This is a genomic window from Lewinella sp. 4G2 (assembly GCF_001625015.1).
In the GTDB taxonomy this organism is placed as follows: domain Bacteria; phylum Bacteroidota; class Bacteroidia; order Chitinophagales; family Saprospiraceae; genus Neolewinella.
This window is the reverse complement of sequence record NZ_LVWJ02000014.1, coordinates 237,257-252,945: the sequence shown is the minus strand read 5'-3', so window position 1 is coordinate 252,945 and position 15,689 is coordinate 237,257. Positions and strand designations below refer to the sequence as shown.

Here is a 15,689-nt window from a genome sequence, read left to right as displayed (position 1 = left end):
GGAGGGCTATTTATCTGATATATTAATTAGTGTCCAAAATACCGTCAATTCATTCGGGCGCTGCCGCAGGTGCAATGATTCGTTCCTGATACGGAATGATGCGTACCGGACCCTTTAGTCCGGACGGAACGAGCGGGTCATTGGCATCGTAAAAGTCGGCGGTAGTGAAGGTGGTTCGGGGGCCGGGTGGCACCGGTTCGTTGTCGACGTACCACCGGGGCATTTTGATCTTGGGGTGGTAACTGGCCATGCGGTAGCCACCATCCTGTTTGGGGTAACGCTCCTCCCCGATAAGGCGGTTACTCCACAAATTGGTCACCTCGATCACTAATTCGTTCTCTCCGGGGCGCAGGGCCTGGCTAATGTCTACGCGGAAAGGCTTCATCCACTGCACCCCCAGGTCCTGACCGTTGAGGCGGATACGCGCTACGTTGTCCACCTCACCCAGGTCGAGCTCCCAGGCCGTGGCGGGTTCGGCGGCAAGGGAGAAAGTTGTCCGGTAAGTAGCCGTGCCGGAGTAATACCGGACGCGTTCGTCCGGGTGGTCCTTCCAGTCGGTAAGCTCCGCGAAGGGGAGCGTCGACCCAAAGCCATCCTCTTCCCGGAAGGTGACCTCCCAGGGTCTGGTCAGGGTCCGCACCGGAACGATCCCCGCCGCGCCGAGGGCCACGCGCTGACCGTCGTTGAGTTCAATCTCGTAGATCTTGTTCGCCGTCATTTTGGCCGCAATTTTCCCGTTCTTCGGGTTGCGTAAAAAGGCTTCAATGCCTGGTTCCGTCAGCTGATCCGGGCTGATGACCGGCCCGGCGACGGGGGCATCTCGAAACACGAGGAAGATGGATTCCTCACCATCCAGGTCCAGCCGGAGGTCCGTCGTGGTGGGGTTGTGCCGGTAGCGGGCGACGCCACTGATCTTTCCGGTCATCGGGTCCCAGCGCTCCGGTTGCTTGCCTATGGTACGGGTAGTGAGGGCGTAGCTGACGGAATCCTTACTGGTATTGACTAAGAAGTAGATCTCCGTATCTCCCACCCGGCGGTGTTCGTAGATCAGGCTATCGGCGGAAGTGAGTTTTAAATCGGGTTGGAGGTTGCGGCTAGTCATCAGGCCTTCCCAATCGCGGGCGGGTTGGAGATGCCGTTCGAGCTGATCGGCCAGGTCGCGGAACGCTTCGTAATCCTCCTCTTTGTGCCCGTATCCAGCCAGGTCGGTTGGCTTTTCGCCAATGACCGTCACCCCGCTTTCCGCGATCTCCACGAGCCGCCGCAGGGTCGCCAGGCTGAGGTGGTCACAATTCTTGAGGGCGAGGAGGGGGTAGCGCCCACCTTCGGGGAGGGTGATGGCGCCGTCCTCCAACCCAGTTCGGTTCAGGAGTACGTCGGCGTTCACGTTATCGTAGTTGAGCCATTTGGGGATGGCCGGGTCGAAGTCGTCCCAGTCGAAATAGGAATTAGGGGTACCGTCCCCAACGAAGATCATCAGGTCGGCGACGGGGTGGCCCTGGCGGAGGAGGTAACTCCCCCGGGCGATGTACCGAAACCAGTCCGCACCGGCGTTGGTCCACCAGGTCTGGGTACGGTCGAAGTGGAAGCCCCAGCGGTTCATCGTCATCCCCGGCGTGACGTGCGGGTTGGCCTGGTGGGCGAAGCGGTGGAACATAAATTCGTTAATGCCCCTCGCCCAGGCCTTATCCCCACTGACCTTCGCCATGGCGGGGTTCCCCTTCCAGTTGATCTCTGGCCGGGAAGTGAAAGATTCCGCTGAAACAATTGGCTTACCGTAGATGTGAGCGGCGGAGACGGCACTTTCAACCATCGTCATTTCCCGGTTCATCCAGAACTCACCCATCGGGAGGTCGCAGGTCCCGCCAATATCCAGGTCGTTGAGTGGCCCGAAGCCGTAGGGTTCCACGTAAGTTCGGAGACCGTCGGCGTGGCAGAGTTCGGTAAAGTACTCGTAGTAGTTTTCGGTGATGAGATTGGTCACTACCTCACGGAAGTCGTAGAGGACGGCGGCTGCCACGTTTTGCTTGCCCCTCACCTTGGCACCCGCGTCAGCGCCCATGAACCGACCCGCTAAGAGGGGGAGGAAAGGAATAAGATCGTAGCCTTTACGCGCCCGGAAGATGGAATCAAAACCGGTCGTCCAGTTCTGGCCACCGGCTTCGTAACTGTCGATTTCGACGTACTGCAAGGCGTTTGGCGCGACGGGCCCGCTATTATCAACGACCTGGCGGATGAAGGCGTCGTAGTGGGTCTTGAAGGCGGGGCGGCTCATTTTATCGACCTCCAGCCCGCGGCCCTCCCAACTGGCGGGGTTGTTGAAGGCGCCGGTGCTGGTCTGCCCGAAACGGAGCACCGTCCAATGGCCGGGAGGGAAATTGTAAGTGAGCAATCCGTTCGAATCCATACGGTCCGTAAGGTCGACTACGGTAGCGGGATCTATTTTTGTTATCGCCGCAGGGTTCCCGATGGGGTTAAATTTTGCGTCCTCCGTGCGCGCCATGGCGGTGCGGCCGAGGGGATTATCGACAAGATAATTGCGGTAAAGCGATGCTTCCCGAAGACGTACACTTTCACTGAACTGCATCCGGAAATAGCGCGACTCGATGACGTCGAAGTGATCGTTCACCGCCCATTCTCCCTTTCCGGTCCGGACTTTCTGTAATTCCCGTTGGTCTTGCCAGGTCCGCCCTTCGTCCCAGGACGCCTGAAGCGTTACCGTTACCTTGCGGTCGGTAAAAGTGGCCGCAGCCGACCGAATGCGAGCTGGTTTTTTGAAATAGAATTGCAACCACGGCGTGGCGCCCTTCTCGCCCAAGCGATGATCCGCGTCAATCCGGCCGTCGCTTATCAATTCAACGGGATAGCTGGCGTCCGAAGCGGTGATGGTAGGCTTACGGGTAAAATCTTCTACTTCACTACCCAGGCTTGGGTAGGCAACAACGGCGATGTCTTCGTAGTAATTTTCGCGGGTAGTCGGCTGGCTGAGCGATACGGTATCAGTATCGGCGTAGCTGATCACCGTTTCACTGTACACCAGCATTTTCATTGATTGCTCCGGCGTCACCCACGGCCCACCGCTGCTGCTCCAGCCATCACAGTTGTGGACGCCAAAGGTCAGCCCCAGCCGCTCGGATTCGGCCGCGGCGTGGGCCAGCATTTCGTGGTGCTCCCCGGAGTTGTACACCACGTCACCCACCGGGATGCCCTGGCTGACGTTGAAGAGCAACAGGCCACCGATGCCGACTTCGGCGAGGCTTTCAAGGTCCTTCGTCAGGCCTTCCTTGCTCATATTGCCCGACATGGCGTGGAACCAGGTCTTGGGCTTGGCGGAGGCGGGTGGAGATTGGAAATTTTGGGCGAGTTCTTCCCCCGATGGCGCTTCCGGCCGCGCTATATTTATAGTCTCGCCTCCCGTGCACGAGGGTAACGTCAGCAAGCAAAGAAAAAGGGCAACAATGAGGAAGAAATACTTCAAAGGAGCTGAGGTTTTAGATTTAGGAGTCATTGCGCTGTACCTCAATTTGGTGTTCACCCGGTTGTAACTGGATCACCCCAAATGCCGAGGGCACCAGCTTCCCATTGTGGGTGTAGGAAGCTGCGTTCCAGTTATCCAAGCCAAACTCCGCCACCATATTCCCCGGCACCGTGATCGTGTACACCTGCCGCCGCGGCGAATACCACCGATACTCTCCCAGGATCGGCCCCCGCAACGTCGGCACCTTGATGGTCGTCGACTTCAGGTCACCCAACTGGGGGTGGATGGTTGCCACGCCGTAGCCCGGCGTTTTTGGCTGAATGCCCCATAATTGGCGGGGGATGATGTTCGCCGGGGTGCCGCCCCAGGCGTGGTTCCAATCCAGGTTGGGTTTGAACTGGTAGCCCCAGGCTTCCATCGTGACGGTGGAGCCCTCCCTCAGCATATTGTACCAATTGCGTTTGCCGGTGGTGTCGGCCATGAGATCCAGGGCGTAATCGTCCATCCCCGCCTGGTAGAGGGCCTCCAGGAGGTACTGGGAGCCGTAGACGGAACAGGCCATGCCCCGGCTTTTGATGTAGGCCCCGACGGATTCCCGGTAGGCCTCCGGCACCATCCCGAATGCGAGGGGGAACATGTTGGCGTGGACGGAAGCGTGGTCCGTCCCTTCCCCGTCCACGTAGCGGCCCCGTTCGCGGTCGAGCAGGGTATTGTTGACGGCCTGTTTGACCTTCAGGGCACGGATCTTGAATTCCAGGGCCTCGTCCGTCTTCCCGAGCAGGTCGGCGAATTCGGACATGATCAGCATGTTCTTGTAAAAGAGGGCGTTGATCACCGTGTTATTATCCATGAAGACAAAACCATCCCGTTCGCCGGGGACGTCCGGGTTCCCCTGCCAGTTGGGTGGGGGCCAATCGACGATGTCCTTCAACTTATCCTTCCGGTCGCCGAAGCCCAGCTTTTTCATGAAGGCCGGGGTGACGCGGGTAGAACTCACCAGGTCGTCCTCCCCGACGAGTTCAAGGAGGGCCTTGTGCTTCAGGTCGTCGTAATACTTTTCAATCAGCTCGGTATCGCCCGTGTACATATAGTCGGCGTGGAACATGAGCGGGACGTGTTGCTGCCACTCCGTCGGCCAGGTTGGGTACTCCATGAAGTATTCAATGGTGCGTCGGCCGATGGCGTACTCCCGGTCGGTCGAATAATGGCTGAGTTGCTGGAGGTAGGCATCCGCTTCGTAGGGAATCCGCTCCCGGTCACCGTCCACGTAGAGGTTGGCGAAGGAGGTGGCCTTCATGCTGTAACGGCAGAGTTCCCATACCTGATTTAGTACCGAATTATCCGAAGTGAAATAGCTGGCGTCCTCATCCCAAAAGCTGGTGTAAACTAGTTGGGTAAAGTCCGTTTTACTCAGTCCTTGCCCGGCACCCGCGACCGCGCAATAGCGGAAGGGCATCAGGACGGGAATGCTGTCGGGCAGGTGGACGGCCAGCGGTTTCGTATTCCGTTCGTCGGGGACGATCGGTAAGGTGTACGTGTGGGTACCCTTGCGGACGGGCAGTTGCATCTTCTGGTAACGAATGTGCCCCCCGGGTTCCGGATCGAGCTTGCCGTTCTTTAGCTTCTCGCCGATCTCAATGGTTAACTCCCCGTCGCGGCGGGCGGTGTGGGTGAGCTCCATGTTGGCGAATCCGTGCTTACCGAAGTCGACGAAAGTAACGTCGCCCCGCTGCTCGACCAGCACTGGTTGCACGCGGTGGAGTTGGAAGATGTTTTCGCTGGTGAGGTAGCGGCCACCGGCGTCGCCCTTCGTGGCCGCGCCGTCGCTGGAGAGCGCAATGAGGTTGTCCGTCACGGGGTCCGGACCGTTAAATTGTTGGGCCTGCGCGTAGCGACTGAGGCGGTTTGCACCGTCCCACACGCGAACCTTCCACCAGTATTGTCTGCCTTTTTGAAGGGCCGGGCCTGCGTATTCAATCCCGACGTTTTGGTTGGACCGGACCTTTTTACTGTCCCAGACGTCGCCGCGGTTGTTCTCCAGATTGGTGGAAGAGGAGGCGACGAGGATCTGGTAGGCCGTTTGCATCCCGGTTCCGTGGGGCACCACCCAGGCGAACTCAGGTTCGGGGTCGCGAAGAACGACGGTAGCCGGATCGCGGATGAATTCCAGGGAAAGATTCTGTGGCGCGGCGGAATAGTCATCGCTGTAGCGGTCGATCAATTCGTTGCATTGCCTGCGGAGCATAGTGACGAGCCCCCGGTGTTTAGGTTCGTCCACCAGGTTATTAGATTCCAGAGGGTCTTTCTTCAGATGGTACAGTTCTTCCCGGCGGTGATCATCCACGTAGCGGAGGTATTTCCAGTCTTTGGTGCGTACGCCTTCACTCGGGGGGATGTCATCGAAATCCCAGAGGTGTTCGATCAGGACGACCTCCCGGTCGCTCAGTTGTTCCGCTTGCCCGCGCACGACCGGTAGTAAGGTCTGCCCCTGGTAGGAGGGGGGTGGCGCGACCCCGGCCAGGTCCAGGATGGTAGCTGGCACGTCAATATTTAGCGCCATTTCGTCGCTCTCCACGTGCTGGCCGGCGCGCGGGTCGTGAATGATGAGGGGCACCCGCACGGAGTTATCGTACATCAGCCACTTGCCGGCCAGTTGACGTTCCCCGAGGAAGTAGCCATTGTCGCCCATGAGGATGATAACGGTATTGTCGGCGATGCCTTTTTCTTCCAGTTTGGCCCGCAGTTTACCGATCTCCAGGTCGATGCCAGAGAGCATCCGGTAGTAGCCCTTCACGCTGTGCTGATACTTCTCGGGGGTATCGTAGCGCCACGTCCAACGCTTACGGTTGAAGCCTTTGCGGACGGGTTCTGGCAGCAGGTCGAAGTATTTTTGGGCGCTCAACGCAGGTGCGGGGATATTGGTCGAAGCCAACAAAGGGGCAGTGATTTCCTGCCAGAAATATTGTTCCTCGGCCCGGTCGTGCGCGTGGGGTGCCGAAAAGGAAAGCTGGAGGCAGAAGGGTTTGGGCCCACCCGCATTCTTCTCCACGAAGTCGAGCCCCTGCTGACCAGTGTAACGGGTAAGGTGGACGGTATCGCCACCCAACGTCTTGTAGTAGTAGCCCCGGCGGTCGTTGTAGGCATTGTTGCGGTCGTAGGTCTCGTACTCGTCGAACATCCGGTCCTGGTGGGGGTAGCGGACGCCGTACTTCCCGTAAAAGCCCGTGTGGTAGCCATTTTCCCGCAGCACGGTAGGGTAGGCCGGCCCCAGGTAATCGTCCTGAATGTCCCCGGTCTGGAAATTGAAGCGGTGCGACCGTTCGTAGACGCCCGAAAGGATGCTGGCCCGGCTGGCCGCGCAGATCGGCGTCGTCACCATCGCGTGGCTGAAGTAGGTGCCCTCCTCCGCCAAACGATCCATTTCCGGGGTGTGGATGAGTTCGTTGCCGGCGTAACCCAGCGCGTCGAACCGCTGATCGTCCGTCAGGATGAAGATCACGTTGGGCCGCTCCGCCCCCGTGGATTGCGCCATCAGGGAGCTAAAAGCCCCAATGATGGCCAGGATACAGAAAAGGTAGCGTCGAGTCAGGTACATGGGTAGTGCGTCTAAAGTACACAGTATATATTTGCGTAAGATAGGACGGTGGAGGAAGAACTACTTACTCAAGCTGTCCGCTCCTCCGTTGATCTTCACTTCCTAGTGAGGGTATTTCACCAGCAGCCACAATTTGATCCAGCCTCTGGAACCCGGGCTATAGACCAGTTGATTTGCATGAAATACCTTTTACAGTTACCCAAAATTCGCCGCCCTATGCGTTCATTAATCTTCGTTTTACTGCTGGCCGGCCCCTTCCTCGCCGCTCAGGAAGTGTTTCTTGAGCGCGACGGTATCGTCCGCGTTGATTTGGAATCAACCGCGTGTGACCTGGGCCAGTGGGAGGTCCACGATACGCTACCAGGCGCCATCGGGGGGAGTTACCTGGAGTTTCGGGGGCCCAACTTCTTCAATACCCCGGGCAATTCTACCCTGAACTACAAGGTCCGGATCACGACCGTTGGGACCTACCTTTTCCGCTGGCACAGCCGCATCACCGAGCCGGGGGAAACGACGGACTTTAATGACTCCTGGTTACGCTGCCCGGACGCGGACGATTTCTTTGCCCGCGTAGGCAACCGCACGGTCTACCCCCGGGGTACCGGCCGTACGCCCAACCCCGAAGGCTCCAGCAGCAACGGTTGGTTCAAAGCCTACCAAAACCGGGCGGATGCCTGGAACTGGCGGGTATCCACGAGCGATAATGACCCCCACGATATTTTTATGACCTTCAATACCCCGGGCGATTACACCGTGCAGATCTCCGGCCGCTCATTTGGCCACGCCATCGACCGTTTCGTCCTCGTTCATTCTTCCGCTTCGGTCGCGACGGCCACTTCGCTTTCCGCACCGGAGTCCGAACGGGCTACGGTTTCCCTGAATACGATCGATACCGGTCAGTTACGGGTCTTCCCCGTTCCGGTGCGGGACTACCTGAACGTAGAATTACCCACCGCGCTAGCTGCGGGTAATTATGAGTTGGAGGTGCGGGACGTTACGGGCCGGTCAGTTACGTTGCGGGAGGTACGTCTGGAGGCAAATCAACCGTTCCGTTTGGCCACTGATAATTACGCATCCGGCACTTACCTCGTCATCCTGCGGGCGCCAGGGTGGGTGTTTACGGCACCGTTTACCAAGTAGCTGTCCCGGGTAAGGCTATGCGCTTGGGTCCCCAATTTGTGCACCCTATCCTTAGTTGGTACCTGCGGCAGCGCCTACTACTCGACGGCCCGGAGCGCTTTCGCTTTAATTCTTGCTTCGGTCGGGCGCTGACGGGCGGCGCACGGACTTTTGCCCTACCTTTTGCTATCCTTTTATTCACCACCTGCTAGCTTTTGCAACAGCGTTTTCCTCTTTTGCCGGCCCTGCTGATCCGCTCTTTCCTGTGCGGTTGGCTACTATTTTGCCTGGCGGTATTGCCGGCGCAGGATCAGGCTTCGGCGTCCTTCCGGCACCTGGGGAAGCGGGATGGTTTGGCGCAGTCCAGCGTCTTCGCCGTTGCGCAGGATAGCACGGGCTTCCTCTGGTTTGCCACCCGTGATGGGCTGAGTAGGTACGATGGGTACCGATTCATCACCCACCGGCCGGATACCGTGGCGGGGCCGGCGGGAAACGACGTGCGTTCCCTTTACGTGGACCCCGTCACGCACGATCTCTGGGCGGGCACCCTGGCTGGCCTGAGCCATTACGACGCCACGACCAATACGTTCAAGAGCTACCATAATGACGCTGACGATCCGCACAGCCTTACTGCCGCCACCGTGCGGACGATGCTACGGGATAGCCACGGCAACTTTTGGGTCGGTTCTTCCCGCGGCCTCAACCGCTACCGGCCGCAGACGGACGACTTCGAACGCTTTTACCCCGGCGCTCCGGAGGTAGACCTGCCCGCAAACAACATTTCCTTTCTGATCGAGGACGAGGATGGCAGCCTACTGGTGGGTACGCGTGCCGGTTTGTACCGTTTGGGCGCTGCCGCAGGTGCCGGGTTAAGTAGGGTAGACGCCATCGGGCAACGGCGGTTGACCTCCATTGCCCGGGGCGATGCCGGCAAATTCTGGATTGGAACCTACGAGGATGGTTTGTTGGAGTGGGATGCCCGCACGGGTACGGTCACCACATTGGCCCACGACGAAAACGACCCGAATTCCTTGTCGCACAACAACGTTCGGACGCTCGTGCGGGCACCAAACGGTGAACTGTGGGTAGGCACTTTTGCGGGACTGAACCGGCTGCGAGCCGCAGAAGGCGCTTTCGTCCGCTACCTCAGCGTATCGGGTCAACCGGGATCCTTACGGGACAATTCGATCCGCTCATTGCTCGTCAGCCGGGCGGGGAGCCTGTGGGTGGGGACCTACTACGCCGGCGTGCACCAATTGAACGAGCGGTATAACTACTTTACGAATTACCGCCACGATGCTTACCGAAATTCACTGAGTGGCAAAGTCGTCAGTTCCTTCGCCGCCACTCCGGAGGGTAACCTCTGGATCGGCACCGAGGGTGGGGGGTTGAACTACCTGGACCGGTCCACCGGCGCGTTTCGCCACTACCAGGAAGCCGCTGCGGGAGAGAATGGCCTGAGTGGTAACAACGTCAAACAACTACTGCTCGACGGGGAAGATCTGTGGATCGGAACCTACCGCCGCGGCCTCAACCGTTTGAACGTCAAGACGGGGAAGTTCACCCACTTCCGCCACCGGCCGGAAGATGCCAACTCCCTGGCGTCTGATAATGTGTACGGCATCCACCGGGAGGGCGATCTGCTCTGGGTCCTCACCTTTGGTGGTGGATTGGACATTCTAAACCTGCGGGACGGCACCATCACCCACCACCGCGCCGGTAACCGTAGGGGCCGCCTTTGTTCGGATCTGACGCGGGCCATCTTACCCTCCGGCGACGGGGGGATGTGGATTGGCACCGAAGAAGGGCTCAGTTTTGCGGAGACCGGGCCCGACGGCTACCCCATCAATTTCCGTACCGAGTTACGCGACGAAAAGATCTACGCCCTCCACGGTGCCGCAAATGGTGACTTCTGGGTGGGTACTTTTAGCAATGGTCTCTACCGCCGCGCTCCGGGTACCAATGATTTTCAGCATTACGATGAGTCGGACGGTCTGGCGGGCAATACGGTATTTGGCATCCTTGAAGCGGAAGGGGGCATCCTGTGGGTGAGTACCGATAATGGCCTTTCCCGTTTCGATCCCGCACGGGGGAACTTCACCAATTTCGACGCTTCACACGGCCTCGCCAACCTGGAGTACAACTTTAATGCCGCCTTCCGGATGGCGGACGGGGAGATGCTGTTCGGTGGCCTGAATGGGTTTACCCGCTTTTCTCCCGAGGGCTTAACACCCAATAATTACATCCCACCGGTAGTCATCACCCGGCTGCTGCGGAATAACGACGAAGAGGTAGTCGATCCGGAGGGCATCCTCCCGCAGAGTATTGACCGCACGACCTCCATCACCTTTCCGTACGACGACGCGGCCTTCGTGCTAGAATTTGCCGCGCTGGATTACTTCAGCCCGGAGAATAACCGTTACGCCTACCGAATGGAGGGTCTTGACCGTGGCTGGAACTATGCCACCGGTGCCGGCCGCGCGAGCTACACCATCCAGCGCGAGGGTGACTATACCTTTCAGCTCCGGGGTGCCAATAGCGACGGTGTGTGGAATGACGAGGTGCGGGAACTAAAAATCACGGTGCTGCCCCCCGCCTGGCGAACTTGGTGGGCCTACTTATCCTACCTACTGCTGGCCGGCGCCTTACTGTTTGCGTTGATCAACTTCCTGCGGATGCGGCACAAAATCCAGTTGCAACAGATCGCCGAACAACAGCAGCAGGAACTGGTGGAAACCAAACTGCGATTCTTTACCAACATCACCCACGAGTTCAGGACGCCGCTGACACTGATCCTGGCGCCACTGAAGCAACTGGTGCAAGATGGTAGCCATTCGCCGGACGTCAGCCGCCAACTTTCCCTCATCAATCGCAACGCCCAGCGTTTGCTGGACCTCGTCAACCAGGTCCTTACTTTCCGTAAGCTGGTGACGGACCACGAACCGGTGACGGTTACCGAGAACGACGCCGCGACGTTCCTGGAGGATGTATACGATTCCTTCCGCGAAACGGCCCGCCTGCGGAACATTGAATACCGCCTGGAAAATCGCGCTGGGGAAACGACCGTTTGGTTGGACCGGGATAAAATGGATAAGGTCCTTTTCAACCTGATTTCCAACGCCTTCAAGTTTACGCCGGATGGTGGAAAGATTTTGGTATTACTGGAGGAGACCGACGACAGGATCACCGTACGGGTGAGGGACAGTGGCCCCGGGGTGGCTGCCGACATTCGGGAAGACATCTTCAAACGCTTCTACGAGAAATCGGCGGGGCAATTTTCCACGATCAAGAGTTCCGGCATTGGCCTGGCTATCTCCCGGCAGATGGTGGGACTTCACCACGGGAAAATTTATGTAGCTGAGCCTACGGAACAAGGCGGTGCGGAGTTCGTCGTGGAGCTACGCCGCGGCCACCAGCACTTTACTGCGGATGAGAAGGAAGCGCGGAAGCAGATCCTGGAGGGCCTCTCCCAATTAGACCGGCGGGACGCCGACGTTAAAGTTCCGCTGGCCACCGAGCCTGTGGTAAACACGCAAGACTTACCGGAGGCAGACCCCGTCACCCTGCTCGTGGTGGAGGACAACCCTGAAATACGCGAGTACGTCACGAGCATTTTCTCCAGCCGTTATCGGGTGCTCACGGCGGAGAACGGACGCACGGGGCTGGCTGCGGCTAAATCGTTTGCACCGGACATTATCCTCAGCGACGTGATGATGCCCGAGATGGACGGCCTCGAGTTTTGCCACGCGGTGAAGACTGACCTATCCATCAGTCACATTCCAGTGGTACTGCTCACGGCGCGCACCGCGGAACCCTTCCGGATCGAGGGCTTGCGGACGGGGGCGGATGATTACATCACCAAGCCTTTCCACCCGGAGGAGTTGCAATTGCGGCTGCAGAATATTGTACGGTCCAGGCGGCAGGCCCGTGATAAGTTTGCTCGTGTACTTTCCCTGGACCCCAAAGCGGTTACCATTACGAACCTAGATGAAGACTTCCTGCAACAGGCCATGGAGGTCGTCGAGGCAGAAATGGAGAACCCCAATTTCAAGGTGGATGACTTCGCCGGGAAGCTGGCCGTGAGCCGCTCCCTGCTCTTCACGAAGATCAAAGCGCTGACGGGGCAGACCCCGAATAACTTCGTCAAGACCGTCCGGTTAAAGCGCGCCGCCCAGTTGTTGACGGACGGGCAGTTGAACGTCTCCCAGGCCGCCTATGCGGTTGGGTTTAAGGACCCGAAGTACTTCCGCCGTTGCTTCAAGGCGCAATTCAATGAATTGCCTTCGACCTACGGAAAGGCGGAAAAAACGTAGGTGGAATGCGGGGTTGGACGTTTGTCCCCCCAATTGTGGACGATCGTACCTAAGTAGATGAGTAGGTTTGCAACCGGTTGCATTTGTAGCGGCCGGCCTGTCAGTTCTTTTCTCTTTTTGTCGATCAATCAACATGCAACACACCTTACTCCGCGTATTCCCGCTCGTCCTCAGTTTACTCATTTTGGGTGGAGGTGCCCTGTTCGCGCAGACGGGTTCCGTTAGTGGAACCGTCTTCGATAGCGATGGGTCTACCACGCTGCCGGGTGCGAGTGTCTACCTAAAGAATAACCCTTCGGTAGGGGCGGCAACGGATATTGATGGCGCCTACCTCCTGAACAAGGTGCCCGTCGGTACGCAGGTGATTACGGTTTCCTACACTGGTTACGCGAATTACGACCTGACCGTAGAGGTCAAGGCCGATGCAAATACGGAGGCCAACGCCACCTTATCGTCAGCAGTCTATTCGGGGGAAACCGTCATCGTTACCGCCCAGGCATTAGGGCAGGCCAAGGCCATCAACCAGCAGTTGAATTCCGACGCTATTGCCAACTTCGTATCTGCGGATAAGATCAAAGAGTTACCGGACGTCAATGCGGCGGAAGCCATCTCTCGCTTGCCGGGGGTAGCCATCAACCGGAGTGGTGGTGAAGGTTCGACGGTGGTAGTGCGGGGTTTGGACCCCAAGTTCACGGCCATCTCCATCAACGGGGTGCGCTTACCTTCTACTTCCGGTACGGACCGTTCGGTCAACCTTTCCCTGATCTCTCCGGAATTGCTGTCGGGTATCGAACTGTTCAAGTCCCCCACGGCGGATATGGACGGTGATGCGATTGGTGGCTCCATCAACCTTAATATCATCAAGGCGCCGAAAGAGCGGAAGGCATCCATCAAGGTGCTGGGTGGGTACAACGACATTACTGGTACGGCACAAGATTATAAGGCCACGGCTTCCCTCTCGCAGCGGGTGCTCAAGGGTAAGCTGGGCATCACGGCTACGGCGAACGTGGAGCGTTTTAACCGAAGTGGTGAGCGCATCAACCAAAGCTGGGGGGATGACCTGGTCGATAACCTCGACCCTGTCAATAACGTCTTTGCTCAGCGGGGAAACAATTTGCGCTTCCGGGAGATCGAGGAGATTCGGAAACGCCAAAATGGTAGCCTGGGGCTGGACTTTGAGTTGGGTAGCAAGACGGACGTTACCGTGCTCGGTATTTTCTCCAGGACTTCCCGCGACCGTTTTGAGCAGGAGGAGACTTACGACCCTAATAATAACCGCCTTCAATTTACTGGTGACCTGCAGGAGAGTTCAATCGACCTTTTTTCCGGTTCCGTATCTACCCGCCACAAGCTGAATGGTTTCAACGTGGAGTGGGGTGCGGCTTATTCAAAAGTGACGGGTGAAACGCCCAACCGCTACCAATTGCTCTTCCGCAACGAAGTGCAACCGGCATTTGACCCAGGTATTCGGGATCGCCGGGACTTCCCCGAGGAGTTTTACGACTTTGCTCAGCCTAACCCGGAAGGTTCTTATTTGCAGCAGGCAACTTCCAGCGTGAGTGGTAATAGCGAGGGAATTGCCAGTGCTTTCGTCAACGTGGAGATTCCCCTCCAATTGGGTGAGAATGTGCGGGCTACCATCAAAACGGGTGGCAAAGTGACTTCCATTGAAAAAGACCGGAACTTCCAGGAACGCTTCGGCCGCCTTTACTACCTGATTGAGAACACCGTCTTCGAGCAGTGTTTGGATACCAACGCCCCGGCCATCGCCGTGGACCCGACGGGTAATTTCTACTACGGGATGTCCAACTTTGAGCGGGACGAGAGCCTGGAGTTCACCCGCGAGAACGGTCAGACGATCTCCCAGTTTTCTAACCTTGACCCGGAGCGGATCCGTCAGTTTCAGGACCGTTGCGGGGAGAACCTCACACAATCCAGCCGCTTTGGTTCCGATAATAACTACGGGTTAACGGAGAACGTCTACGCTACTTTCTTGCAGGTTAAGCTGAAAGTAGGGGACAAATTCACCGCCATCCCGGGTTTCCGTTACGAGTACTCCGACAACAACTACCGGGGAACCCGGGCCATTCTCTCCGGCGCCTTCGGGGAGGGCGGCTCCGTTACCCCCGAAGAGCGCGACGTTAACTACGGTATTCCGCTGCCGCACCTCCACCTGAAATATAAGCCGGCGGCTTGGTTGGATTTCCGCGCATCGTACTCTACGACGCTAGCGCGCCCGGACTACAATTACATCGTCCCCGCAACGGAAGTCAACCTGAACGGAGACATTACGATCAGCCGGGGTAACCCCAATCTGGACCCATCGGTATCCACCAACTACGATTTCTTCGTGACGGCCTTTAACGGTAAGTGGGGGCTGCTTTCCGGTGGCGTTTTTTACAAGGACATCAAGGATGCCTTCTACCCCATCTTTCTGGAGATCACTTCCCCCGAAGATGCGGAGCGCTTTGACGTACAGGACATCAATAACATCGATGGTGCGCTGCTGACGACCTACGATAACTCTCCTGCATCGAGCGTCCAGGGTTTTGAGGTAGAGCTGCAGAGTAACCTGAACTTTTTACCCGAGCCTTTCAACGGGTTTGTAGCGAATCTGAACTATACCCGTCTGAACTCGGAGACGACGATCAATTCGCGGGCCATTACCAATAGCTTTGACCCCATCCTCTTCATCCCCATCCGGGAGGTACGTACGGACCAACGGGAAGTATCCCTGGTGGGGCAGGCGCGGGACATTTTCAACGCTTCCCTTGGGTATGACTGGAAGCGTTCACTTTCCTTGCGGGTCTCCGCTTCTTACCAGGGGGATAAGATCTCGGGCTACAGCCAGGGCTTCACGAAGGACCGCTCCAACCGGGGGTTCTGGCGCTTTGACGCGGCGGTAAAAAAGAAGTTCAAGAATGGCGTCAACCTCTTCCTGAATCTCAATAATATCTCCGACCAGCGGGACATCAACTTCTTCACTTCGCTGGACCGGGAGACGCTGGAGACACGGGACTTCGTCACTTCCGTTACGCGCTACGGCCCGACGGCCACTTTCGGCGTGGAGTACAAATTTCAATAAACCGGCTGGTGTCTTCATCAGCTACCTAACCCGGTGGGTCCAGTACGAATCCGTTAGTGGGCCCTCCAATACTTTTCGATCATTTAACTCAATACACTA

The 15,689-nt window shown here is 57.8% G+C and carries 5 protein-coding genes; 3 read left to right on the top strand and 2 right to left on the bottom strand.

Annotated elements, in window-relative coordinates; genetic code table 11:
• Positions 1-49: 49 nt before the first annotated feature.
• Both A3850_RS02845 and A3850_RS02840 read right to left on the bottom strand, forming a co-directional pair.
• A complete protein-coding gene (locus A3850_RS02845; RefSeq protein ID WP_197493972.1) occupies positions 50-3,478 on the bottom strand; it encodes a glycosyl hydrolase in 3,429 nt (1,142 codons plus the stop codon).
• A 19-nt stretch (positions 3,479-3,497) separates the two neighbouring features.
• A complete protein-coding gene (locus tag A3850_RS02840) occupies positions 3,498-7,073 on the bottom strand; it encodes a sulfatase-like hydrolase/transferase (protein ID WP_068213999.1) in 3,576 nt (1,191 codons plus the stop codon).
• A gap of 216 nt (positions 7,074-7,289) precedes the next feature.
• Here A3850_RS02840 and A3850_RS02835 point away from each other — a divergent pair, with 216 nt between their 5' ends.
• The 3 genes from A3850_RS02835 to A3850_RS02825 all read left to right on the top strand — a co-directional run bounded on the left by A3850_RS02835 (position 7,290) and on the right by A3850_RS02825 (position 15,590).
• Complete coding sequence (locus A3850_RS02835; RefSeq protein WP_068213998.1) at positions 7,290-8,213, top strand: T9SS type A sorting domain-containing protein; 924 nt, start codon at positions 7,290-7,292, stop codon at positions 8,211-8,213.
• 194 nt (positions 8,214-8,407) lie between these two features.
• A complete protein-coding gene (locus A3850_RS02830; RefSeq protein ID WP_157500846.1) occupies positions 8,408-12,505 on the top strand; it encodes a hybrid sensor histidine kinase/response regulator transcription factor in 4,098 nt (1,365 codons plus the stop codon).
• Between the two features lie 133 nt (positions 12,506-12,638).
• Positions 12,639-15,590, top strand: a complete 2,952-nt coding sequence (locus A3850_RS02825; protein ID WP_068213994.1) for a TonB-dependent receptor — start codon at positions 12,639-12,641, stop codon at positions 15,588-15,590.
• Positions 15,591-15,689: the final 99 nt, after the last annotated feature.

What these genes read in the sequence shown, in the direction of transcription:
- A3850_RS02840 (WP_068213999.1), bottom strand. Translation starts at nt 7,073, where the DNA reads ATGTACCTGACTCGACGCTACCTTTTCTGTATCCTGGCCATCATTGGG.
- A3850_RS02835 (WP_068213998.1), top strand. Translation starts at nt 7,290, where the DNA reads ATGCGTTCATTAATCTTCGTTTTACTGCTGGCCGGCCCCTTCCTCGCC.
- A3850_RS02825 (WP_068213994.1), top strand. Translation starts at nt 12,639, where the DNA reads ATGCAACACACCTTACTCCGCGTATTCCCGCTCGTCCTCAGTTTACTC.